Below are 24,429 nucleotides of genomic sequence, written 5' to 3'. Positions count from 1 at the left end.
AGTATCAATCAATTGGATCCAAAATTTTATAATTCAATCCTGATAATTTTAAGAGCGCAGTAGAAATATTTTCTACCCGTGAATTTTCGTTGGCTAAGTTATCGATCAAAACAATATCATGAACATGATAAATCTTCATTGATTCCACAATCGTTGGAACTAAATCAATATTGGAAGTCTCATCCACAGTAACTATTACCATATCTTGATTCTCCATAGCTTGATCTAGAATATTTCGGTCAGAGAAGTTTCTTCCTATAATAGTAGTTCGCGCTTGGCTATCGAATAAATTATAAATGCCAGAATTATCTTTTACTTTCGTTCCCAAAATTAAAACGTTAGTCATGATCTGCTCCTTTATTAGCTATATTTATATTTTAAACCAATAAGATTATGAAAGGGTGATTAATTTCACATTGTTGGCTATTTAGTTAAATACTTTTTGATCTCGGTATCTGAGTTAGCACGGAACCCTGTTGCTAGTTTCACATTTCTAGTAGCGGATATTTTTTCGATAAATGGTTTACTTTCGTCAAATTCACTACTGTAAGTGGTTGTGAATGGAATAATTGTCTTGTTAGACAGGTCATAAGTATCGAAGAAACTATTGATGATCATTGGTGTTTGATGGTACCAAGTCGGATAACCTAAATAAATCACATTATAATCAGAAAAGTTAAAATCCTTGTCAATTGCAGGATGGATATTATTATCTATTTCATCACCTGATACTTCTACAAGTCGATCGTAATTGTCAGGGTATGGTTTGGTAGGTTTTAGTTCATCTATATCTGAATGAGTTTCTTGGGCAATGAACTGTGCTGCTTTTTTGGTATTTCCAGATTCGGAAAAATAAATAACGATTGATTTCATGTGTGTGTCCTCCCATAAATACGACTTCATAATAGACCTTCGAGTGGACTTGAGGGCAAGAGTTTTAGGAATAAAAAATTTAATATATAAATATCTTGCGTTAAAGTATGGTTTAAGGTTTATATTAATATTTAGAGAGTGGAAAAAACCGGTAGATTCTGAGCACTGCCTAAGATAGTGAAGTTGCCAACGAGGTTGGTAACCTCACTATCTGTAGCAGGCACAGGAATCTGGCTTTTGTAACTCGTGTTAGAGAGTGGAAAAAGAGAAGGAAGCATGAGGTGATTTAAATGGAAAACATATTATTGATTGGTGCAAGTGGTTCAATTGGTTCAGTTGTTAGAAGAGACTTGTTAAGTTCAAGTGAGAATCATTTAACATTATTTGTTAGAGATCCTAGTCGTTTAGGAGATATTGATGAGTCGCGTGAAACAGTCATTGCTGGTGATGCCACTAAGATGGATGATTTGAATGTTGCAGTTGAGAATCAAGATGTTGTCTTCATCAGTGTTACTGGTGAATTGCCACTGATTACACAAAACGTCGTCGATGCAATGCACAACAATGAGGTAAAACGTGTTATCTTGATCAGTTCAATGGGAATTTACAATGAAGTAAATTCTGATGGTGACAGTGATAATGTAGAATCAGTTTTGATTCCATATCGTAAGGCGGCTGATATAGTAGAAGAATCTGATTTGGATTCGACCGTTATTCGCCCAAGTTGGTATGACAATAATACTGACTTGAATTATCAAATCACATTTAAAGGTGAAACTTTTGTAGGAAGAAATGTTTCCAGAAGAAGTGTTGCTGATTTATCTACTCGGATTATTAACGAGCCAACGTTGTATGTAAATGAAAGCTTGGGTATCAGTCGAGCTTAAACCAAAGAGGTGTACAAATGAATATAAAAGAAGTTGCAAAAAAATATGAACTAAGTGAAGCCACAATTAGATACTACGAAAAAGTAGGATTGATTCCACCAGTTCATCGCAATAGTGTCGGTTATCGTGATTTTACTCAGGAAGATGAGAATTGGATCAATTTTTCTAAGTGCATGCGTATGTCTGGCATGTCAGTTGAATCATTAGCTGAATATATTTCGTTGTTTGGTAAAGGAGATTCGACCGTTGCTCGTCGTAAAGAGATTCTTGAAGAGCAACAAGCACTTATTAAGTCAAAACTTGATGATATGCAGAATACTTACGATCGAATCTCAATGAAGATCGATACATATGATGAACATTTAGCAAAATTTGAAAAGGAACTTGAAAACCAAAAAGAAAATGTCTAATGTAACTTACTATTCAGTAATGAAGAATGATTCACTGATTCAGCCATGGACTAAGAGTAGTCGTGAAATAATTCAGACATTGAAACTTGATAGTCAGGGAGTTCTCATCAGTCTGAAGGGGGATGCTAAAACATCCCTAGATGATTTGATTGATATTGGCAAGCTGAGTATTTATGATCAGCAGACTATGGATCAGTTCATGAATGAAAAGACTTGCGGAGATGTTTATTTGGATAATGCCTTTACGTTAATTGATGATTTGGAAATGAAGTACGGCGTCAAGGACACAAAGTATTCATTCGAAATTTACCTGGCAACAGCTTTAGCCAAAAAAATGCAAATATCTCAGAAGTTGAGTTGGATCTTGATGACGGCATTCATTGCCACCCAGAGTTCAAAGTTGGCCGATTTGGTCCTCGATTATCCAGGTGATGATTGGAAGCAATTTGATAGTAGTTTCTTTGATAAGTTATTGGAGAAACCATATACTCCACCATTCGTAGAACAGGACAAACATTATGAAACGTATTTCAAGTCTGAATTATTTGAATATAACTTGGTCGCTAAGGCATTTCAGGATCTTAACGAATTGAGAAAAATAAACAATAACCGATTATCCTTGAAAAAATTACAAAATCAACATTCATTTGAACTCATCAGAATGAGTTTTGAATTGTTGAAATATTTTTCATAAGATAGAATTAAGTTAAAAGCCTATAAAATAGGCTTTTTTGCTTTTTGTAGTAATTTTATATAAAATAATTTCAAAAAACCTTGTAAATTATAAATATTTTTCTGAAATTTTGCGTACTCTGTGTTTATTGATACGATAGGTTTTTACTTATTGATTGTTGCAATTGTGTTACCAATGTTACATAAAAGGTAGTTTTTGTAATACTATTTAAGTTTTTATGTAACATAAGCCTGTTATAGTATCACTCATAGCGTTGAGAGCTAAAAAAAATATGAGGATGTTTTTAATTTATGAAAAAAGTATTATCTATTGCACTATTAAGTGCTACAGCCCTAACTGCAATGGGAGCAACTGCAAAGACTGCTGAAGCTGCGATCACCGTAGACAGCACTCGCGTGACAATTGAAGCAGGAGATACTTACAAGAGTATTGCTGCTAATAATGGAATTACAATTGCAGAACTAGAGCAAGCTAATGGCCGTGAAGTCGGTGGATTCGATTTGATTTTCCCAGGAGAAACAGTTTATCTTCCATCAGCTACAGCTAATGCTGCTGCAACAACAGATACAACAACACAAGAAAGTACAGTTGACACAACAGCAACACAAACACAAACTCAAGCAACACAAGCACCAGCTGCTACAACACAATCAGCTACACAAACTCAAAGTACTAGTACAACAGGTACATCATATGGTACATTCAAGATCAGTTTCTATGATCCAGCTGTATTAGGTTCAAGCATGGGTTATGGTGGCGTTGCTGCTAACCTTTCAGTATTCCCTAAGGGAACACAATTGAAGATTACACTAGCTGACGGTACAGTAATGTACAGAACAGTTAATGATACAGGAACATTTGCATACAGCAATCCACAACAATTGGATGTTGCTATGCCTAATGCATCAATTCCTTCATACGGTGTAACTTCAGCTACTGTTGAAGTTGTTTAATCAATAATAATCAGTTGTTTTAAAAAAACAAACTAAATAAAACATCAGTTATCCTCGGGAAGGATTTCTGATGTTTTTGTTATTTAATGATATTCTTAGATTAAATATAATTAGAGGTGTCATGATGGACAAGTTCAAAGCAATTGTGGTAGATAAGCTTAATGATCAAATTGAATATGGCGTAAAAAAGATTACCATGGATGATTTGTCCTCAGGTGATGTAGTTATAAAAGTTATGTACAGTTCACTCAATTACAAAGACATGCTGGCAGTTCAAAATCACGGGGGAGTTATTCGTAACTATCCGATGATTCCTGGTATTGATCTTAGTGGTGTTATTGTCTCATCAGCTGATAGTAAATTTAAGTCTGGGGATAAGGTGTTAATTACTGGATTTGATCTTGGTATGTCCCACACTGGTGGTTTGTCTGAGTACGTTAGAGTTTCAGAAGAATGGATTGTCAAGCTACCGGAAAATATGTCATGCAAACAAGCAATGATGCTTGGGACCGCCGGTTTTACTGCAGCTTTAGCGATTGTCAAACTTTTGGATAATGGTATGTCTGTAAGCAACCGTCCTGAAGTTCTGATAACAGGATCAACTGGTGGAGTTGGTAGTATTGCAGTTCAAATCTTATCTGTGATGGGATTTGATAATATTAATGCCTTGGTAAGAAAAGACTATCAAGTTGAACTTGCTAAGGAATTAGGCGCTAATAAGATTGTTAGACCTGAGGATATTAAAACGGATGGTAAACCACTGAAGAAGTCGAGTTTTGATTTTGTTATCGATACTGTTGGTGGGTATGTTGCAGCTGAATTAATACCGCAGATTTCTTATGGTGGAAGCATGACTATGTGTGGTAATGCTGCCGGAATTAAATTGGATACCACTGTCTTGCCATTTATTCTTCGAGGCATTAACTTGTTTGGAATTGATTCGGTAAAATATCCAATCGAATCTCGATCAGCAATTTGGAATCGATTTATTAATGATTGGCATATTTTTGACAACCTGAAATACAATGAAGTAATTCTTGAAGAAGTTCCGCAGGTTTTGGATCAATTAAAGCAGGGAAGACATCTTGGTCGAACAATAGTAAAAGTTTCTGAAAAAATATAATTTTTTTTATTGCGCTAAAGCCTGACAAAAGCTAACATTATCACATTACTTATTGAAACAGGTGATTTGATGGTGCAATCACGAGCTAATAGAAATCTATTGCTGGTTGCTTTCATGTGGGGAACTAGTTACACATTTATCAAAATGGCGATTGTGGGTCATATGCCGCCGTCAGTTATTAATACGTTACGTGGATTAATCTCCGCAGCGTTGGTTTATATTTTTTTTCGAAGAGTAGTCAAAACAATGACCTGGAAAGAATTCAAGATTGGAGCTGTCTGTGCAATATTCAATTTTGTTGTTGTGCAACTGCAGTCCACGGGACTGGAATACACGACGCCAAGTAATAGCTCGTTTATAACTTCGATTTACGTTATTTTATTACCATTTATCGCTTGGTTGTTCTTCAAAAGAGTTCCACCACTAAAAATTTACCTATCTATTGTATTATGTATATTTGGAATGGTATTTTTGACGGGAATTATTTCGACTGGTCTGCAATTTCATATGGGAGATTTTTTGACCGTATTAAGTGCAATATTTTATGCTTTGCAGATGACTTATTATGGATATGCAACTAAAAATGCTCGTCCACAGATTCTGGCATTTCAATTAGGATTTGTTCAAGCAATTTGTGGGATATTGTATTCATTCACAATTGATTATAGTAAATTACCACAGATTAATTGGGGAGCCGCCATTGGACCGGTGATTTATCTGGGCATTGTGGCGACATTTGCAGCTCAAGTGATTCAAGTTACTAGTCAAAAATACACTGACACTGTTACGGCTGGATTGGTGTTAATGACCGAGTCACTATTCGCCAATATAGTTTCAGTCGTATTCCACGTTGAACCATTGACACAACATTTAGTGATAGGTGGGAGTCTGATCATTATGGCCACGTTGATTGCTCAATTTGATATTCGAGGAATAGTCACGCGTTATTTGATCAATCGCAATATGATCAGAAAACCATAGTAATTGATATTTATTATTAGGAGGATTTCAGATGTCAGAAACATCACTTATGAATCAACAATTAGATGCGCTATTATATCATGAAACAAATTTGATAACTAATTTAGCTAATGCCAGTGCTTTGATAAATGATACTTATGAGGATTTAAACTGGTCAGGTTTTTACTTGTACAACGATGAGACAGACGAATTAGACCTTGGACCATTTCAAGGTAAAGTCGCCTGTATGCATATCAAAATAGGAGCCGGTGTCGTTGGTACAGCATACAAAGATCAAAGCATCCATCGTATCGCTAACGTCCATGAATTTCCTGGACATATTGCGTGTGATAGTGCTAGTAATTCTGAAATAGTTGTTCCAATCACTAAGGATGGTAAAAAAATCGGTGTGTTAGATATTGATTCACCATCGTTAGATAGATTCACTGAAGCGAATGAAGTTGAATTGGCTGATTTTGTTAAGGTTTTGGCTTCACATATAGAAAATTAAAAAGAATGTAGAAACCATTTTGGATGATTTCTGCATTCTTTTTAATTTTTATAAATATCATTTCTTTTGGAAGATTTTAGGATTACAACTACGAATTTATCGTCATGTATATCTGCTATTAATCGATATTTTCCAATACGGTATCTCCAAAGTGTTCCTAAGTCGCCTTCTAATGCCTTTCCCCAAACACGTGGATTGTTAGAAGATTCGATATGCATGTCTAACCATTTTATAATTCTAATTTGAACTTGCTTATCTAGTTTGCTAAATTCTTTATCAGCTTTTTTTGCGAATTCCCAAGTATATTTATTCATTTCAAGTTTAATCTTTTAAGTATTTCTGTACGATTAACGGTTTCGCCATGGCTTTCTTTAAGGTTCTTCATAGCATCTTGATAATCATTCTCATCGTTGACTTTTTCAAGTACGGTTTGTCTCATAAATTCAGTTACTGAGATACCATAGAATTTTGCTAAGTTCTTAACTTGTTTATATTGATCGTCTTTAAATCTTAATGATGTAACAGTCATAGCACTACACCTCCAGATACATAATATCATGATTTAGACTTCAATTGAAGTCTTCAAGCTTCTTTAAGTTCTGGTTCGTCAGAACTCAATATTTTATTGAAAATCATTGGGCAGACGATACAGGTAATAATAGCTGCTAAGGTAATAGCGCCATTCTGAGCTTCATTAATGATTTTTAAATTTTGACCAACTTGTAAGATGGGTAATACTAATGTGATGGTTGTAGACATTAAGATTGCAGCTCCGAATGAATGCTTATTGCCAAACTTGTGTCTTAAGACAAAGAAGATAATTGACTTTGCCAAGATGAAGGCAATGAAGAAGATTGGAATCAGCAGTAGTGCATTTTGATCCTTGAACATTGTTCTTAAGTTCAAGTTGACTCCTGTAACGATAAAGAAGATAGGGACGAAAAAGCCATATGCCATGGAACTGAGTTTTTCTTGGGTATCTTTTTTCGGATTGAGTAATTTCATGACCACACCAGCTAAGAAGGCTCCCAAGATACTTTCAGCACCGATCTGTTGAGCAACTGTAACCAAAGTGAATATCAAGAAGAATGCCAGTCGAATATCGAGTTGTGTAGTCGCTTTGTCGATGTTGTCGAAGAACGCATAAACGCGCTTGAATCGCCTTAGTAACCAGATAGCAACTATGAAAATAACTGGTAGTAGAAATGCAGAAAAATAATTTTTTTGTTGGATAGCTGAATAAATTGTTAATGCAACAAGGGGGATGAATTCTCCCATAGCCGCAATTAATAGCATCGTCTGACCGTATTCATTTTCCAGTAAGTTTACTTCTGTTAATAATGAAATAATGACACCAAGTGCAATTGTGCTGACCAAGATCGTTGCCAAAATAATATTGTTGAATAATCCACTGTAATATAGTGCCACACTTAGGATTATTGACATTATCAGCACCGACATAAAGCTACCGAATGCCAAACCTAAAGGAGATTTTTCAGCTCCTTTAGGTTTTTTCTCAAATAAGGAAAAATCGATTTCCATCCCACCTAAAAAAATCAACATGATGACACCTAAATTAGCTAAGTAAGTCAAAGTAGAGTTTGGTTGGATTAGATTGAATCCAGTTTTGCCAATAATAATTCCCATAATTATTTCAGCAACAGTTCCTGGAATTCTGGTTATTCTGAAGCGCGCCATTATTAGTGGGGTCGCTAGAGCGGCGAATAGTGTTATTAAAATTGAGAACTTACTCATAAGATAAAACCTCTTTTGCGTTTCTAACTAAAGAGTTTAGCTTAGTTGAGAATGAAATTCTATTAATAATTAAAAATCCAATCGAATATTTGTCGATTGGATTTTTAATTTTTAATATACTGGACGGTCCAAACCTTGCGTATCAGGATCAGCCATACCCAAACTGTCATTGGCACCGTAATTTGTATCTTTTACGATGTGTAAGACAACATCGGCGACACTTTGACGTGAACCAGAAACGCCATTATATTGTTCATCCCTAGTTGTCACGACATACTTAACTTCATCACGATCATTTAACCAAGGCAGACGAAGTGTTGTGTATTTCAAACCTGATTCTGACAATAACTTGTCAGATTCGATGGCAGCCTGTTCACCGCTTGATACTTGTGCTTGGTTCCAACGGCCGAATTCACCAGGGACTTCATTGTAGATACCAAGAATATTTGTGAAGATAACGCGATCAACGTTATTTTCTTTCATAGCATTAATAACATTTTTAGTCATTTTGTTATCGTCATCGTGGTCAACTACCGCAACGAAGACCATATCTTGTCCGACAACTGCTTTGTTGACTGACTCGGCATTTTCAAGATCTGTTTCAATTACCTTAACTCGAGAGTTATCAGCCAAGTTAGATAAGCGAGCACTATTACGTAGTCCTAACGTTAAGTCAACATTTCGGAATTCATTTTCAGTTAAAATTCTATCTTCAACAATACGAGCAATTTGTCCGTTTGCTGCTAAAATTAATAATTTCATATTAATTACCTTCTATATATATTATTTTCTGTTGATGCCTAAACTGTCATGTGAACCAAGTTTTGGATCGTGTGATAGTTTAACTACTAAGTCGGCGATACTCTTTAATGAAACATCATGTCCACCGAATGGTTCACCTTTATGCGTAACTTCATAATTTGTATCATTGCCATTGTCGAACCAACCTGGACGAATTACGGTGTAATTTAGATCAGATGCTTCAATAATGTCTGCGGCATTACGATATGTTTGCAACATTGGATTGGATGAAAGATTTCCATCAGAACCGACTGATGCAGGAATCTCATCATAAATTCCCATCGAAGTAATGAATAGGAGACGTTTAACGTCTGAATTGTCCATTGCCTTAACAATGCTATCTGCCATTTTCGCAAGATTACCACTTAATGCAGCGAAGACGACGTCTTGTCCTTTAAGTACTTCACCTAGAATTGATTGGTCAGTCACATCTCCTTGAATTGCTTTTTCACGATTATCATTAGCATTTAATCGCTGTGAGTGACGTGACATCAGCGTTAAATTATCATTGGTATTATCCAAAAAATAATTACGTGTTGTTTGTCCAACGGAACCTGTGGCTCCAATAATTAATACATTTGTCATTGTTGTTACTTCCTTTTGTTTTAATTTATGAGGTTATCATAAACCTTGATGTTGACTTTAAGGCAATACTTTTTTAAAAAAAAGTGACTAAAAGTCATATTCATTTTAAATATTAAAATCTTATAGGTAAGGCTTCAATAATAATTTTAGTTGCATGTCACAAAATTTATTAATCGTCACAACTGGTTCAACATTTTCAGGAGAGATACACCAACTGAAAATCACTCCGTAAATTTCAGTAGTTAATAATAATGATAATTCATCTAACGGAGTATTAGATTTTAATTTACCATTGTCGATCAACTCTTGAATTAGTCGTTTTAATAATTCATTGTCATACTGCCACTTCTCTTGATTGGAAGATGCGGCAACAAATCGAACCCATTGTCGCGCCATATTGACAGTTGAATCAACGACGGTCTGTAAGAATTCACTCAGATAATTGCGAATGCTTTCAACTGGGTCTTCTTGTGAAAGATACGTGATTTTATCTGACAGATCTGTTAAATGACGCTTATTCAATTCGAAGATAATATCTTCTTTTTTATTAAAGTAATTATAGAACGTGCCTTTGGCAACGCCGCTGGCTCTCGTTATATCGGATACGGACATTTTTTCGTATCCCTTTTGTTGTAATAAGCTTTCCGCAGTTTCAATAAGATTTTCTCTAGTTACTGCAGTAGCAATTTCTCTTTTTGTCATTTTCATCACCACGAGAAGTACTATAAATCATTTATTTATGGTAGTCAATGACTTGCGGTCATATTTATAGTAAAAAGTTGACCGATGGTCATTGACTTTAAACACGAACGGTAATATAGTATCAAACGTTGATTAAGTGACCACTGGTCATAAATAGAATGGAGAAATATAAAATGCAAAAACAAAAATTTGGAATGGTTCTTCCAATTGTATTGTTGAGTTATTTCATGATTGTTCTGGATAACTCGATTATCTTTACTAGTACAGCTAAGATTGCAGAAGATTTATCACTGAATACTCAATCGTTAGCTTGGATCACTAATGCATATGCATTAACCTTCGGAGGATTCTTATTGTTCTCTGGTAAAGCTGGAGATATTATTGGACGTAAAAAGTTTTTTCAGATTGGATTGATAATTTTTAGTATCAGTTCTTTGTTAGTAGGGATTTCAGTTAATGACACGATGATTATTGCTATGCGTGCCATTCAAGGTATCGGCTCATCAATTCTTGCTCCAAGTACGTTGGCATTACTGATGGATAGTTACCAAGAGAATATGCGTACTAAGGCAATTGCCTATTATGGAGCAACTGGCGGACTAGGAGCTAGTTTTGGATTGGTTATCGGTGGTTTGATTACAACATATTCATCATGGAGAGTTGGTTTCTTCATTAATGTTCCAATTGGTTTGATCATGCTATTGTTGTCGGTCAAATATTTAAAAACATCTACGACATATAATCAAAGGCTGGATTTCTTGGGTACTGTCTTTTCAATACTCGGTGTATCAGCCTTGGTATATAGTATTGACGGTAGCTCTTATAGATTGACAGCATTGATTGTAGCAATCGTTTCGTTAGTATTATTTATAGTTCAAGAGCATAGAACTAATGCTCCAATCATGCCATTGGTATTGTTCAAAGATTCAGAGAGAAGCTTTGCTTATCTTACAAGGTTCTTTTTCATTGGTGTGGGAATGGCGTATTTCTTCTTAACACCTTTGGCAATGCAAAGAGTTTATGGATATACGCCAGTGCAAGCCGCCTTTGGATTTTTGCCTGAAACAGTTCCACAGTTTATAGCAGCCGGTTTTGTCACAAGAAATGTAAAAATGAAGAATTCAACAATTCTATCTAGTGGGATTGTTTTGATGTTTGTTGGTTCATTGTTGGCCGCCATAATTAAAATTCAGACAGGTTATTGGCTGGCAATAGCCTTACCAATGGTGATTATAGGTATTGGACAAGGTATGGCACTGGGAACATTGACAGTTGCTGGTGTCGCACATACAACTCCTGAATTAAGTGGTTCAGCATCTGGCGTTGTGAACGCAGTCCATCAAATCGGTGGGTCAGTTGGATTATCAGTAGTTGTTGCCTTGACAGCTCAATATACCAATCCGACCATTTCATATAATATGTCGATGGTGTGGATTACCGTATTATCAATTATTGCGATGCTGTTCTCTATTGGGGTTGTAAGATCGGATAGATAAATTAGAGTTAAATATTAGATTCTTCTCAAATAAACTAGTAATATATTAATGATATGAAACTTTCAACAATTAAAGAGGTAATCTAGTTTGACAGAATCAACATTTTGGTCAAAAATTTCAACTCAAGCCAAATCAGAACATCGTCCTTTTTTCACTATGGCACCGATGGAGGCTGTAAGTAATACAGTCTTTCGCCAAGTCATTACTCAGGCATGTGCACCAGACACATTTTTTAGTGAATTTGTCTATGCTAAAGCTATAACTGATCCTGATACTAAGTTTCCGATCCATGGTCGGCTTTATATGGATTCGAGAGAAAAGACTCGTCCTGTGGTTCAACTTTGGGGTAATGAAGCAGCTGATTTCGGAACAGCCGCAGAAGCATTGAAAAAACAGAGATTTGAAGCCGTTGATATCAATATGGGATGCCCGGATAGTACAGTTATCAAGAATCATGGTGGCAGTGATTTGATCCGTAACCATCAATGGGCTCAAGATGTTATTGCTGCTGCGAAGACTTCAGGACTAGCTGTCAGTGCTAAGACTCGTCTTGGATACAGTAAGGCTGATGAGTTCAAAGATTGGATACCTTTTTTGTTGCAGCAAGATGTTGACCTTTTGACAATTCATTTACGAAGTAAGATGGAAATGAGTAAGGTTCCAGCTCATCTGGAAGTCATTGATGACATACTCAAAATGCGGGATAAGATTGCTCCTAAAACTTTGATTCAAGTCAATGGAGATATTGCCGATTATCAAGCTGGTATGAAACTGTATCAGGAATACCCCGGACTGGATGGTATTATGATTGGACGTGGTGTATTTGCCAATCCATTTACGTTTGAAAAAAAACCAAAATCTCATTCTCTAAATGAACTATTGAGTTTGCTGCAAATGCAATTGAATTTATTTGATGATTTTTCAACACACTATGATATTCCACGTTTTCCATCGCTCAAGCGATTCTTTAAGATATATGCCCGACCAGAATTAGGTGCAACTGACTTGAGAAATGCAATGATGGATGCTAAGTCAACCGATGAAGTTCGTAAGATTTTGGATGATAAGGATAAATATCTAAAATAAAATGTTCTAGGACAAAGAAATTAAAGTTAATTGTTGTGTAAAAAATAGTCGTAAGAAATATTTTAAATTTCTTACGACTATTTTTTCTAATAATATCCCCGCGTAAATTAATCTCTCGATTATTGGCTAATCAAACAGCTACTCAAATTTTAGTGTCTTTCTTATAGAATCAAGAAATAATTGCGCAGGTTCAGAAAAAATTTGGTACTTTTTCCAAATTAAATTGACATCTATTTTAATCTCTGGTGATAAAGATTGGCAAATATAGTCGCTGCTTGTATAGTCAACTAAATTATCTAAGACTAGAGCCATTCCTAGATCACCTTCAACCATTTTTTTAGCACTCAAATACATATCAAATGTTCCAACTATATTCAAATCATCGTTACTTTGATGGAACCATTCTGCTAGTGAACCGTCATCTAGAGCCTCTTGATAAAGTATCAGTGGTTGTTGTCTTAAGTCAGTAGGAGTTAACGATGATTTATTTGCTAAGGGGTTATCTTTAGACATTAGAACTCCAAAACGATTAATTTGTTGTAATGTTAAATGATCATAAATGTTTGTATCAATAGGTCCGAAATATAAGCCAAAATCAACTAAACCATTATTTACCATGTTAATAATTGAATTGTTATTGCCATTTTTCATTTTTAAAGTAATTTTGGGATGTTGATTGTTTATCTTTTTGGCCTCGCTGCTGATATAACGAATCGCATCAGTTTCACTTACACCAATTAAAATATCCCCAGTCAATTCATCGCTATTTTCGGCCATTTCCGTAGTGGTTTTTGAAATAAGTTTGTTAATTTCAATAGCTCTTTTTCTAAGTAAAACTCCGTCTTTGGTTAACGTTACTCGTTTGTTTTCTCTGATTAATAATTGTTTGCCAAATTCATTTTCAATAGTTTTGATTTGACGTGAAAGAGCAGGCTGTGAAATGTGGAGAAATTCAGCAGCATGTGTAATATTTTCTTCTTGTGCAACGATTAAAAAATTTTGAAGCAGTTGTAAGTCCATTATTTCTCTCCCTGTCATGCATAAAAGTTATTCCAAACCATACTTGATTAGTATTTAACATTACATTTAATAGATTGTATAGTAAATAATGTAAAAAGATAGAGTACCTTGGAACAATTACATATCTCTTAGGTAGATTAGAATTATTCCACCAAATGTGTTTCAAATACTGACGAACTCCACGGAGGGAAAAAATTATGACAAAATTAGCTAACGATACTCGTATTTTTAAAATAGATCCAGAAATTGATGTTCAAAATGTTCGTTTTAAAAATCGCTATGGTTTTACCTTAGCTGGGCATTTATATTTACCATTGCATTTTGACGATAACAAGACATATCCGGCTATTGTGATTTCCGGACCCTTTGGAGCTGTCAAAGAGCAGTCAAGTGGTCTGTATGCTCAAGCATTGGCTGAGAGAGGATTCGTAACTTTGGCCTTTGATCAATCAACCACGGGTGAAAGTTCCGGTGATGTAAGAAATGTTGCCTCACCAGACATTTTTGTTGAAGATTTTTCCGCTGCCGTTGATTTTATTGGTATTCAAAAATTTGTTGACCGTAATAGAATCGGTGCTTTAGGCATTTGTGGATTAGGTTCACATGCATTAACTGCTGCATCAATTGATACAAGAATTAAAGCTGTGGCTACATCAGTTATGTATGATATGTCAGATTCTATGTGGAAAGGAATGTTTGTTCCTAAGACGACTGAACAACGTAATATTGAACGTGATTATTTAGCTGAGCAGCGTTGGAATGATGCTGAGACTGGTACTCATTCAGTAGGACCGCATGAATTGATGTTTGATGATAACAATGAGCCAATGACTGAAGTCGCTATTTTACCTAATGAGCTACCCAAAAATGCTGATCCAATCACAAACGCTTTTTTTAATTACTATAAGGTGCGTGCATTCCATCCTCGTTCTATTAATTCAACAGGTGGTTGGACTTCAACAACACCTTGGGGTTATTTTAATTTTCATCTACAAGATCATATTGATGAAATTTCACCACGTCCTGTTTTGATTGTGACGGGAGAAAAAGCCCATTCACGTTATATGGCCGAAGAGTCATTTAATCGAATTAAGGATCACAAGGAATTAGTGATTATACCAAATGCGGACCATGTTGATTTGTATGATCAGATGGATAAGATTCCATTTGAGAAGTTTGAAAGTTTCTTTACAAAAAATCTTTAATTTATTGAATAAGAATGAATTCACTGAAAAAGCTGTCATGGAAAATTGATTTACCATGGCAGCTTTTTTAGTTAAACAATTTTCTGAATCTAGTACTATTGTCGTATCTGTTAATGATTAACTTGAATATTCGAACAAATAGAATTAATGTTTATGAGATAATATGCTAAACTGAAAAGCTTCAACTAGAGGGAGTTATTATGAAAATAACTGGTAATGAGGATCTAAGAGTTCAGAAGACAATTAATGGTATTTATTCTGCCTTTGAAGGATTGATTTGTGAAAAAAATTACGAAAAAATAACCGTCAAAGAATTAGCGGAACGAGCACAAATTAATAAAAAGACTTTTTATCGTTACTATCCGACTTTAGATGATTTGTTAGCGGAAATGCAAGCACGTTATTCACAGGATTATCTGGCAGTTGTCGGTAACTTTATATATCCACGGGATTTGGCAAAAAGTGTTCGTAGTTTTATTGAATATTCTGCAAGTCAGAGTGAAGCGTACGAGAAAATCACTTGTAGCGGAACCTATGTTGGTATTCGTCAACAGATGATTGATCAAGTTATGGAGCATACTTGGAGTAATTCACCGGAGTTTAATAAGTTATCGTCTTTGCAACAACATATTTTAATGACGTTTATTCAAAATACTGGCTTGGAAGTGTATAAGCAGTGGGTAGCATCTGGTAAAGAAGCTCCAATTGAGGAAGTTGTTCAATCTGCAGTTACGTTAATTAGCAGTGTTAATAACTTTTTGAAGTTGTCAAAGTAATAAAATTAAGATAGACCATCAAGTTTTTTGGACTTGATGGTCTTTTTTTACACTCTTTTTTAATAAGCGTGGCATATGTCACCTTTCTGAAAACATTGCCCATTGTTGCAGCATACTAATCATTGCATAATGAATCTCGTGGTCAGGGAGTTATGGCCAGGAGGTAATTTATGCAAGTTAAAAATAATGAAATAGAACAAGTTAAATTTGTTTGTCGGCAACAGATGCAAGGCATGCTATCAAAGGACATTAAATCGTTAAGTACGATAATCAGTCCTGATGCAGATTTTGTTCATATCAATGGTAAGCATCAATCAAAGGACGATTGGTTGGAACAAATAAAAAACGGTCGTATGGAATATTTTGGTGCCAAAGAAGAATTACTAGAGGTTACATTAATCGATGAAAAGGCTCATGTAGTTATGCGTAATTTACTAGAAGCTAGAATCTATGGTTTTCGTAATACTTGGGCGATCGAGGCACAAATAGATTTGGTGAAAATTAATGACGGATGGCTAATAGTTCGTTCAAAAGCAAATATGTATTAAGAGGATAAGGAATGTCTAAAAGAAACTTGGCCATTGCTACAGTGGCATTATTAATTGCAAATTTTATGGGTGGATTGGATTCCACAATCGTTAATACAGTACTTCCAGCGATAATGAGTGATTTGAATGGTATTCGCCTGGTAGGATGTATTAGTTCAGCGTTCTTATTGGGAACTGCTGTTACAACAGTTCTTTGGGGACGTGTTGGTGAGATTTTTGGAAACAAACGTGTTTTTCAATTTTCAGTGGCGTTGTTCATTTTAAGCTCGATGCTAGGCGGTTTATCAACCAACATGGTTATATTAATAATTGCTCGTGCGTTGATGGGAATAGGTGCTGGTGGAATGGTTTCAATTCCATTTATAATTTATGCAGATATATATCCCAATCCTGCACAACGTGCAAGAGCACTTGGATGGGTAACGGCATTCTATACCTTGTCCACTGTTGTGGGTCCATTAATTGGAGGCTGGTTAGTAGATGCATTATCTTGGCATTGGGTATTTTTCATTAATTTACCAATTGGAATAATTTCAATGCTGTTATTACAATTTGCTTATAAAGATGACAGGCAAGCAAATACTAAAAATGGTTTTGATTATATTGGTGCAGGATTACTTTCGGCTAGAGTGACTGATGTTACAAAACAGATTGATGTCGATGAATTAGTAAAACTTGCACAGACAAAATTTGGTGGATTGGATGTTATTTTTAACAATGCAGGAATTATGCCTTCGTCACCAATTAGTGCATTACACACTGATGAATGGGATTCAATGATTGATATTAACTTGAAGGGTGTTTTGCACGGTGTGGCAGCAGTAATGCCAATCTTCACGGCCCCAAAACATGGACAAATTATTACAACTTCATCGGTTGCCGGAATCAAGAGTTTCACTGGTGCTGGAGTTTATGGGGCAACTAAGTTTGCCGTTCGTAATCTCATGGAAGTTATTCGTATGGAAAGTGCAGAAGAAGGTACTAATATTAGAACGGTTAGTCTTTATCCAGCTGCCATAAATACTGAGTTACTGCATACAATTACAGATAAGAATACCAAAAAGGGAATGGATGAATTCTATAAACAGGTTGGAATTAGCCCAGAGGCAGCTGCCAATGTTGTTAACTTTGCAATTGATCAACCTGAAGACGTTAACGTCAATGAGTTTACAATTTATCCTACAAAACAAGCATAAGTATATGATGAAATATGATTTTTTCGCATAAAAAAATACGCCCATTAATCCGATTCTGGATTAATGGGCGTATTTGCCTTATTCTTTTTTGATAACGATTATGAAGTCATGGGATTTCTTTTTATCTTTAGCTGAAGAAATCAAACATCGAAGTATCTTTTGATATATACCGCGAGAACTTTTGAAATAATATTTGTGCAGGTACAACGGCCAAAAGTATAATCAAAATACCAAAGAATAAACTCATTTCTTTATTTCGCCAAGTCCAAATTTGACATTTTCCATATGAATTTCTTGAAGACGATTTTTTCCCCAATCATACATTTCATTAATTATTGGCAGTAATGATTTCCCTAAGTCCGTCAGTGAATATGCTACTTTTATATGAGGCCCATCATTTTCTACATTCTTATTTATTAAACCGTCGGAAATCAATTCTTTTAATTTTTTTGCAAGTTCCTTGTGTGAGGCATTGGGTAATAACGTTTGTATTTCGTGAAAATAATAGGTTCCTTCATGTCCTAAGTGATAGATAATATTTATTTTCCATTTACCACTAAACATAGCTAGGGTGAATTCTTTCGGGCAACTGTAGTCACCGTCCGCAAGTTTTTGTATTACTATATTTCTAACTGAATCGGTCAAGATGTATCCTCCCTTTAAGGGTAACCAAAAAGTGCATTATTGTGCATATGCTTACCTGAACTTATACTGAGTATATCAAAGTTCAGGAGGGAAATTTTATGAAAAAAGTATTTTTAACAGCCAAATTACCAGAGGTAGCAATTAAGAAATTAAAGAGAAATAACTTAGAAATTAATAGTTATGATGAAGATGAATTGATTTCACATGAAGATCTTTTAGAGAATGTTCCCAACGTAGATTTTTTGATAACGACACTTTCTACAATTGTGGACAAGGATATTATTGATGCTGCACCAAAATTAAAATTGATTGCTAACTTCGGTGCTGGATTTAATAATATTGATACTAAGTATGCAAAGTCTATGGGAATCCTAGTAACTAATACTCCTAAGGTTTCTACGAATTCAGTATGCGAATTAACTATTGGTTTGATATTAGCTTTGAGTCATAGAATTGTCGAAGGTGATCAACAAATGAGACAATCTGGTTTTCCAGGATGGTCACCACTATACTTTCTTGGTAATGAAATTGCTGGTAAAGAACTGGGAATCGTTGGTTTGGGGAATATTGGTAGTGAACTAGCAAGAAAGGCAAATGCTTTAGGTATGAATGTGTCATACTTTGCTCCCCATCAATTAACTGACCCTGAGGAACGTTCCTTAAAGGTCACTTATAAGTCATTTGATGAATTGATTGAAACCAGTGATTATATCAGTATTAACGCACCATTAACTCCTCAAACACATCATCAATTTAGTGAAAATGTATTTAAAAAGATGAAAAGAACGGCTTCTTTAATTAATGTTGGTCGTGGTCCCATTGTTGACGAAAATGCATTGTTAGGTGCACTTAGAACTAATGAAATTGCTGGTGCAGCTCTTGATGTTTATGAAAATGAACCTGAATTTGATCATGAGTTTAGCAAACTCAAAAATGTCATATTGACACCACATATTGGAAATGCAACAGTTGAGGCGCGTAATGCAATGGCAAATATTGTTGCGGATAATGTTATATTACTCGATCAAGAAGAAATACCAAAATTTATTATCAATTAATTTGTAATATTGTTAAAACGGGGTAGAAAAATATGAAGGGTTACATAGTTGATGCATTTACGGATGAAATTTTCAAAGGAAATCCTGCGGCAGTATTTGTTATGGACAAATGGCCATCTGATGAATTAATGCAAAAGATTGCTATCGAAAATAATTTGTCGGAGACAGCTTTTACTGTTAAGAACGGAAAAAAATATAAATTAAGATGGTTCACTCCTGGAGGAGAAATCGATTTGTGTGGACATGCCACTTTAGCAACTGGATTTATTCTTTTGAATTATTATGAGATTGAATTGAATCAAATTACTTTTGAAACTATGAGTGGCGAATTGGCTGTTACTAAGAAGAATGATCTTTATGAAATGAATTTTCCATCTTACGAATTGAAGAAGGTTCCAGTAACTGAGGAGATGGAGGATAGTATTGGTACTCAGATTAAAGAAGCTTATTTGGGTAGAGATCTGTTGTGTGTAGTTGATAGTCCAGCAACTGTTTCAAATTTGAAATTGAATTTTGATAGTATGGTCAAGTTAGATGGATTATTGATGAATGTGACGGCCAGGGGAAACAAATATGATTGTGTATCACGTTCCTTTGCTCCAAAACTTGATATTCAAGAAGACCCAGTTTGTGGAAGTGGGCACTGTCATATTGTTCCATATTGGGCCAAAAGACTTGATAAGAAGGATATAGTAGCGTACCAAGACTCAGAACGTACAGGTATTTTATACTGTCGATATGAGGGTGACAGAACTTATTTGAGTGGTCATGCCGTGTTATATTCCATTACAAAAGTTTTTATATGAGTCAATTCATCAGTTGAAATAGATAAAACTAAATATTAGGTGTTAATGTAAATGAGTTTGAAATTTATCTTACGAAACAAGTTTAATTAGATAAGATCTTTACGAATATCCCTCTAAGGTTAAATAACTTAGAGGAATATTTTTGTATCACGGGTACTTCAAAGTGCCTATATTACAAAAAAGTACATACTATCCAAGTAGTGCGATTCGGTTTATATTATTAATACGAATTCAACAACAAGGAGAGTATTATGATTACTTCATTAAATGATCGTATCAAATTAAACAATGGCACAGCTATTCCCGGATTAGGTTTGGGTGTATTCCAAATTCCTAACGAGGAAACTGCCGATATTGTAGCCAATGGTATCAAACAAGGATATCGTTTGATCGACACAGCCCAAGTTTACGACAACGAAAAGGGTACTGGCGAAGGTATTAGTCGTGGTCTAAAGGAAAATGATTTGCAACGTGAGGATTTATTTGTAACTTCAAAAATTTGGAATAATCATCTGACTTATGATGAAACTATTGCTGCTGCTAATGACAGTCTTCAAAAACTGGGTCTTGATTATCTTGATCTATATTTAATTCACTGGCCGGGTAATGATTCCTTCAAGGATTCATATTTGGCATTGGAACAATTGTACAAAGAAGGTAAAATTAAGGCGATTGGTGTCAGCAATTTCCAAGTTCATCATTTAGAAGAACTAGCTAAGTTTGCCACAGTCACACCAGTTTTGAATCAAGTGGAATCACATCCAAAGTTGATTCAAGCTGAAGTTCGTGATTATGCGGCTAAACACGATATAAAGATTCAAGCCTGGTCACCATTAATGCAAGGTAAAATTTTAAAGGATGCAACATTGGAAACTATTGCTAAGAAGCACGGTAAATCAGTTGCTCAAGGGGATATTCAAAGGGATGTTTTACTCGTTGTTAAGTCAGTTCACCCTGCACGTATGTAAAGTAATGCCGACGTCTTTGATTTTATTTTGGATCAATCGGACATGGATCAAATTAATGCTATGAACGAAGATTTGCGTGTTGGCCCCAATCCAGATGAATTTGATTTCTAAATAGGAGGAATTATCATGGATCTTCACTTAAAAGATAAAGTAGCCTTAGTTACCGGCTCAACCAAGGGTATTGGTAAAGCGATTGAAATTGAAATGGCTCGCGAAGGTACTAATGTCATTATTAATGGAAGAAAACAACCAGAGGTTGATGCGGTTGTAACAGAAATTAAGCATGATTTTCCTGAGACAGACCCATCTGGAGTTGCAGCAGATTTGGCAAACGAAACTGATCGACAAAACTTATTTGATCAAGTACCAAAGGTCGATATCTTGGTCAATAATATGGGGATTTTTCAACCCATGGATTATTACGATATTGACGATGAAACTTGGGAGAGATTCTTTCATGTCAACGTTCTAGCCGGTAATGCTTTGTCTAAGTTTTATTTACCAAAGATGCTTGAACAAGACTTCGGTCGTATCATCTTTATCGCAAGTGAAGAGGCCATAATGCCATCTGGAGAAATGCCTCAATATAGTATGACTAAGTCGATGAATCTATCGTTGGCAAAGAGTTTGTCCAAGTTGACGGTTGCTAGTCATGTAACGGTCAATACTATCATGCCAGGATCAACTCTGACTGAGGGCGTTCAGAAGATGCTTGATGATATGTATCAAGATAGTGATTTGCCCAAAGACATGTGGGAAAAGGATTTTATGAAAAATCATCGTTCTCGTTCACAGATTCAACGTCTAATTCGTCCAGAAGAAATTGGCCGTTTCACAGCATTTGTAGCGAGTCCGGATTCATCATCATTCTCAGGGGAAGCCCTACGAGTTGATGGTGGACTGGTTCCAACTATTTTTTAAATAATAATGCCAAAAAAGCAGTTATTGGAATGAAATCCAGTAACTGCTTTATTATTTATATGGGCTAATGATTTTCCCTTTTTTATTACTGTGTATGAGAGCCCACGTCTTCAATGATTTTAATCTAGGCATTGATTCTATCTAAAGTGAAAATGTTATCGCAAATAAAAATATTGTAAAGTATGGTTCAAAAAACAACATATCCCAAGTATATATTCCATTGTCAGTATAAGTGAAATAAAACATCAACAGACCGACTAGATATATGATTATTAATAAAATGACATCTAATCTTATAAATTTCTGAAGGTCATTAATTGTTTTTAATCGGTAATTAACGATAGAGTCGTAATTTGCAGAATCTAGTTCTTCTACTTCATTTATTTTACTTTTATCTATTTGATATTTATTTCTACTCAACTTGAATGCATAATGCCAAATCAAAGATTGTATGATCGCTGCAAAATTCAGAAGAGAGAATAGTCCAATTATTGAAAAATGATTATGATAACTATAATTAAAATTCAGAAATAAAAATCCTGGTTCGTAATATGGATACGGAGTGTACCAAAGCTTTGAGGAAGGTATGTACACTCCTAAAATCAGAAGGATCAAAGAACTAATAGATATAGCAGTTATTCCAAGATATGGTATTTTCCCGTTATTGAAAAATAGATATTTTTTTGAATATGGCTCATAAGCCACACGAATACCATTTTTTGAATTACCTATATTGATTTCCCGATGCATGAATTTATCTCCCTAAAATTATATTTTAATTATGCACTTCTTAGATCAAGAAGTGCTACTAACTAAGTAATTGTTAGTAGCTTTCAATAATACTTTTCAATTCGTTTAAATAGGATTCTTGCAATTCTTTTGGATAATCAATTTTAACGTTTTTGCCAAGAGTAATGAGATATTCGATCATATAATTAAACTCTTCTTGGTTATATCCTCCATACATCAAGAACTTGCCATGTTCCTCTTTGAGATGCATATTGGGGTAATTGTTCTTTTGAAATAATTCCTTTCCCAAAGGAGTTAGTTCACATTGAAACTGTATATTATGATAATTGTTCTCATAATTTTGTTTAAATTGTTTCATCTCCAGATGTGTGTAAATTTTCCTGGGTAGACTGTTTATTTGACAGGATTCAAAATTGTCACAACGATATGTCGCCCATTTTTTTGTATTAATATCTAAAGCATCACAAAACCAAATTCCATTACGGTAGAGTAGATTGAAAACTTGTAATTCCTGGTGAATGTCTTGTTGTGTGATACTGATGATTTTTTCATCGACGATAGATTGTAGAATTGTATTCAAAAAGTTTGGAGTTGTAATAGAAGGAACACGATAGTAATTTACACTGTCTTGTAATTTGGCAACATATTCTTGTTGAGGTTTGGGCAATGTGGCAAATAACTTATCGTATATATGCTGGTAGGATTTTTCAAACGGTGTGGCTGATAACAGGGTTAGTGCTTGAATGGCGAAGAATATGGCACTAACTTCTTCTAGGTTGAAAATAATGGGTACAAGTAATTCTTTTTTTATCAGATGATATCCACCGTTTCGTCCGTTTTCTGTGTAGAATGATAGTCCCATATTTTCTAGTTCACTGATATCTCGTAGAGCCGTACGTTTGGATATTTGGAATTCAGTCACTAGGTCATTAATCTGAAAAAAGTTTTTATCACTGAGAAAAATCAATTCTTGATTGAGTCGTTCGGCTTTATTCATAATATTTGTCTCCAATTTAACAAAAGGTGTCATGTGTTGTCACCTTTAGATTGTAGAATATATTTATCGATTAGGAAAGAAGACATTAATTATGAAAACATTGATTATAAACGCTCAACCAGATTTTAGAAATGATGCACATTATTCCATGAAGCTTCAACAGGCTTTTTTACAAAAGTTTAAAACAGAATTTCCAGACCAAACTGTTGATTTGATTAATTTGTATAATATGGAAATACCACAATTGACGACTGAACAGCTCTTAGGCATTTGGGAAAAACAGGCAGCACATATAACTTTGAGTGAAGAAGAGAATCGAATCTTTCAAATCAATCAGAATTTAATCCATCAATTTAAAGAACATCATCGTATTGTTATTGTTTCACCACTTCATAATTTTAATGTAACGTCAAAAATGAAGGACTATATTGATAATGTTCTAGTAGCTCATGAAACATTCAAATATACTGCCACTGGATCAGTTGGTTTGATGACTGACGATTATAAAGTTATGTTGTTGCAGGCCAGTGGCTCGATTTATACCAATAATGATCGTTATACGCCATTGGAATTCTCAAGGATGTATCTGCAAGGTATTTTTGAAAATTTAATGGGATTTTATAAGTCCCAAATTGTCAAATCAAGTGCAACAGTATCGACCTATTCTTATAAATTGGTATAGTTAATCATCTAAATCAATGAA

General features: G+C 34.8%; 29 protein-coding genes and 1 pseudogene. 18 read left to right on the top strand and 12 right to left on the bottom strand.

Annotation, left to right across the window (positions count from 1 at the left end):
- Positions 1-4: 4 nt before the first annotated feature.
- Together EKM68_RS07085 and EKM68_RS07080 are read right to left on the bottom strand one after the other, a co-directional pair.
- The gene (locus EKM68_RS07085) at positions 5-346 is read right to left on the bottom strand and encodes a Rossmann-fold NAD(P)-binding domain-containing protein (protein ID WP_125589242.1); all 342 of its coding nucleotides are present in this window, start codon (positions 344-346) and stop codon (positions 5-7) included.
- A gap of 77 nt (positions 347-423) precedes the next feature.
- Positions 424-873 carry a flavodoxin gene (locus EKM68_RS07080; RefSeq protein ID WP_164509381.1) on the bottom strand — a complete coding sequence of 150 codons (450 nt, stop codon included), beginning with the start codon at positions 871-873 and terminating at the stop codon, positions 424-426.
- Positions 874-1,163: 290 nt separating this feature from the next.
- Here EKM68_RS07080 and EKM68_RS07075 point away from each other — a divergent pair, with 290 nt between their 5' ends.
- The 7 genes from EKM68_RS07075 to EKM68_RS07045 all read left to right on the top strand — a co-directional run bounded on the left by EKM68_RS07075 (position 1,164) and on the right by EKM68_RS07045 (position 6,411).
- Positions 1,164-1,760, top strand: coding sequence for an NAD(P)H-binding protein (locus EKM68_RS07075; protein ID WP_125589238.1), 597 nt, complete (start codon positions 1,164-1,166; stop codon positions 1,758-1,760).
- A gap of 17 nt (positions 1,761-1,777) precedes the next feature.
- Entirely contained in the window at positions 1,778-2,170 is a 393-nt protein-coding gene (locus tag EKM68_RS07070) for a MerR family transcriptional regulator (protein ID WP_125589236.1), read from the top strand.
- Complete coding sequence (locus EKM68_RS07065; RefSeq protein WP_125589234.1) at positions 2,163-2,864, top strand: hypothetical protein; 702 nt, start codon at positions 2,163-2,165, stop codon at positions 2,862-2,864. Before EKM68_RS07070 ends, EKM68_RS07065 begins: the two co-directional genes overlap by 8 nt.
- Before the next feature lie 290 nt (positions 2,865-3,154).
- Positions 3,155-3,817, top strand: a complete 663-nt coding sequence (locus tag EKM68_RS07060) for a LysM peptidoglycan-binding domain-containing protein (protein ID WP_125589232.1) — start codon at positions 3,155-3,157, stop codon at positions 3,815-3,817.
- Positions 3,818-3,887: 70 nt separating this feature from the next.
- A complete protein-coding gene (locus EKM68_RS07055) occupies positions 3,888-4,940 on the top strand; it encodes a YhdH/YhfP family quinone oxidoreductase (protein WP_318530724.1) in 1,053 nt (350 codons plus the stop codon).
- 69 nt (positions 4,941-5,009) lie between these two features.
- Positions 5,010-5,921 (top strand): DMT family transporter, encoded by a 912-nt coding sequence (locus EKM68_RS07050; RefSeq protein ID WP_164509380.1) that lies wholly within the window; start codon positions 5,010-5,012, stop codon positions 5,919-5,921.
- 31 nt (positions 5,922-5,952) lie between these two features.
- Entirely contained in the window at positions 5,953-6,411 is a 459-nt protein-coding gene (locus tag EKM68_RS07045; RefSeq protein ID WP_125589228.1) for a GAF domain-containing protein, read from the top strand.
- A 41-nt stretch (positions 6,412-6,452) separates the two neighbouring features.
- Here EKM68_RS07045 and EKM68_RS07040 read toward each other — a convergent pair whose 3' ends face one another.
- The 6 genes from EKM68_RS07040 to EKM68_RS07015 form a co-directional block, all read right to left on the bottom strand.
- On the bottom strand, positions 6,453-6,725 hold the full coding sequence (locus EKM68_RS07040) for a type II toxin-antitoxin system RelE family toxin (protein WP_125589226.1): 273 nt from the start codon (positions 6,723-6,725) through the stop codon (positions 6,453-6,455).
- A complete protein-coding gene (gene relB / locus EKM68_RS07035; protein ID WP_125589225.1) occupies positions 6,722-6,940 on the bottom strand; it encodes a type II toxin-antitoxin system RelB family antitoxin in 219 nt (72 codons plus the stop codon). Before relB ends, EKM68_RS07040 begins: the two co-directional genes overlap by 4 nt.
- A gap of 53 nt (positions 6,941-6,993) precedes the next feature.
- Positions 6,994-8,166, bottom strand: coding sequence for a cation:proton antiporter (locus EKM68_RS07030; protein WP_125589224.1), 1,173 nt, complete (start codon positions 8,164-8,166; stop codon positions 6,994-6,996).
- Positions 8,167-8,277: 111 nt separating this feature from the next.
- A complete protein-coding gene (locus EKM68_RS07025) occupies positions 8,278-8,928 on the bottom strand; it encodes an NAD(P)H-binding protein (RefSeq protein ID WP_125589222.1) in 651 nt (216 codons plus the stop codon).
- A gap of 21 nt (positions 8,929-8,949) precedes the next feature.
- On the bottom strand, positions 8,950-9,552 hold the full coding sequence (locus EKM68_RS07020; protein ID WP_125589220.1) for an NAD(P)H-binding protein: 603 nt from the start codon (positions 9,550-9,552) through the stop codon (positions 8,950-8,952).
- A gap of 120 nt (positions 9,553-9,672) precedes the next feature.
- Entirely contained in the window at positions 9,673-10,254 is a 582-nt protein-coding gene (locus tag EKM68_RS07015) for a TetR/AcrR family transcriptional regulator (protein ID WP_164509379.1), read from the bottom strand.
- A gap of 173 nt (positions 10,255-10,427) precedes the next feature.
- Here EKM68_RS07015 and EKM68_RS07010 point away from each other — a divergent pair, with 173 nt between their 5' ends.
- Together EKM68_RS07010 and EKM68_RS07005 are read left to right on the top strand one after the other, a co-directional pair.
- Complete coding sequence (locus EKM68_RS07010) at positions 10,428-11,750, top strand: MFS transporter (RefSeq protein WP_125589216.1); 1,323 nt, start codon at positions 10,428-10,430, stop codon at positions 11,748-11,750.
- Positions 11,751-11,837: 87 nt separating this feature from the next.
- Positions 11,838-12,836, top strand: coding sequence for a tRNA dihydrouridine synthase (locus EKM68_RS07005; protein ID WP_125589214.1), 999 nt, complete (start codon positions 11,838-11,840; stop codon positions 12,834-12,836).
- A gap of 138 nt (positions 12,837-12,974) precedes the next feature.
- On the opposite strand, the gene EKM68_RS07000 is transcribed toward EKM68_RS07005, so the two are convergent.
- Entirely contained in the window at positions 12,975-13,856 is an 882-nt protein-coding gene (locus tag EKM68_RS07000; protein WP_164509378.1) for a LysR family transcriptional regulator, read from the bottom strand.
- A 197-nt stretch (positions 13,857-14,053) separates the two neighbouring features.
- Here EKM68_RS07000 and EKM68_RS06995 point away from each other — a divergent pair, with 197 nt between their 5' ends.
- The 4 genes from EKM68_RS06995 to EKM68_RS13850 all read left to right on the top strand — a co-directional run bounded on the left by EKM68_RS06995 (position 14,054) and on the right by EKM68_RS13850 (position 17,581).
- Positions 14,054-15,061, top strand: coding sequence for an alpha/beta hydrolase (locus EKM68_RS06995; protein ID WP_125589210.1), 1,008 nt, complete (start codon positions 14,054-14,056; stop codon positions 15,059-15,061).
- A 200-nt stretch (positions 15,062-15,261) separates the two neighbouring features.
- Positions 15,262-15,837, top strand: a complete 576-nt coding sequence (locus tag EKM68_RS06990) for a TetR/AcrR family transcriptional regulator (RefSeq protein WP_125589208.1) — start codon at positions 15,262-15,264, stop codon at positions 15,835-15,837.
- 170 nt (positions 15,838-16,007) lie between these two features.
- A complete protein-coding gene (locus EKM68_RS06985; RefSeq protein WP_125589206.1) occupies positions 16,008-16,385 on the top strand; it encodes a nuclear transport factor 2 family protein in 378 nt (125 codons plus the stop codon).
- An 11-nt stretch (positions 16,386-16,396) separates the two neighbouring features.
- Entirely contained in the window at positions 16,397-17,581 is a 1,185-nt protein-coding gene (locus tag EKM68_RS13850) for an MFS transporter (RefSeq protein ID WP_404810799.1), read from the top strand.
- 243 nt (positions 17,582-17,824) lie between these two features.
- Here EKM68_RS13850 and EKM68_RS06975 read toward each other — a convergent pair whose 3' ends face one another.
- Positions 17,825-18,226: a winged helix-turn-helix transcriptional regulator gene (locus EKM68_RS06975; RefSeq protein ID WP_125589204.1), complete on the bottom strand. Its 402-nt coding sequence runs from the start codon at positions 18,224-18,226 to the stop codon at positions 17,825-17,827.
- A gap of 98 nt (positions 18,227-18,324) precedes the next feature.
- Between EKM68_RS06975 and EKM68_RS06970 the strand changes: the two genes are divergently transcribed.
- From EKM68_RS06970 to EKM68_RS06955, 4 genes and pseudogenes are all read left to right on the top strand, one after another.
- Positions 18,325-19,284 (top strand): 2-hydroxyacid dehydrogenase family protein, encoded by a 960-nt coding sequence (locus tag EKM68_RS06970; RefSeq protein WP_125589201.1) that lies wholly within the window; start codon positions 18,325-18,327, stop codon positions 19,282-19,284.
- Positions 19,285-19,316: 32 nt separating this feature from the next.
- Complete coding sequence (locus EKM68_RS06965; RefSeq protein ID WP_125589199.1) at positions 19,317-20,090, top strand: PhzF family phenazine biosynthesis protein; 774 nt, start codon at positions 19,317-19,319, stop codon at positions 20,088-20,090.
- 251 nt (positions 20,091-20,341) lie between these two features.
- Positions 20,342-21,169: pseudogene (locus EKM68_RS06960) on the top strand (aldo/keto reductase).
- A gap of 15 nt (positions 21,170-21,184) precedes the next feature.
- Entirely contained in the window at positions 21,185-21,979 is a 795-nt protein-coding gene (locus tag EKM68_RS06955) for an SDR family NAD(P)-dependent oxidoreductase (protein ID WP_125589196.1), read from the top strand.
- Between the two features lie 141 nt (positions 21,980-22,120).
- Here the strand turns inward: EKM68_RS06955 and EKM68_RS06950 are convergent, their stop codons facing one another.
- Positions 22,121-22,729 carry a hypothetical protein gene (locus tag EKM68_RS06950; RefSeq protein ID WP_125589194.1) on the bottom strand — a complete coding sequence of 203 codons (609 nt, stop codon included), beginning with the start codon at positions 22,727-22,729 and terminating at the stop codon, positions 22,121-22,123.
- Between the two features lie 73 nt (positions 22,730-22,802).
- Positions 22,803-23,726: a helix-turn-helix transcriptional regulator gene (locus EKM68_RS06945; protein ID WP_125589193.1), complete on the bottom strand. Its 924-nt coding sequence runs from the start codon at positions 23,724-23,726 to the stop codon at positions 22,803-22,805.
- An 88-nt stretch (positions 23,727-23,814) separates the two neighbouring features.
- Between EKM68_RS06945 and EKM68_RS06940 the strand changes: the two genes are divergently transcribed.
- Positions 23,815-24,408 carry an FMN-dependent NADH-azoreductase gene (locus EKM68_RS06940; RefSeq protein WP_404810800.1) on the top strand — a complete coding sequence of 198 codons (594 nt, stop codon included), beginning with the start codon at positions 23,815-23,817 and terminating at the stop codon, positions 24,406-24,408.
- Positions 24,409-24,429: the final 21 nt, after the last annotated feature.

It is taken from the genome of Companilactobacillus jidongensis (genome assembly GCF_003946575.1).
Lineage (GTDB): Bacteria > Bacillota > Bacilli > Lactobacillales > Lactobacillaceae > Companilactobacillus > Companilactobacillus jidongensis.
This window is presented reverse-complemented; position numbering and strand designations above follow the sequence as displayed.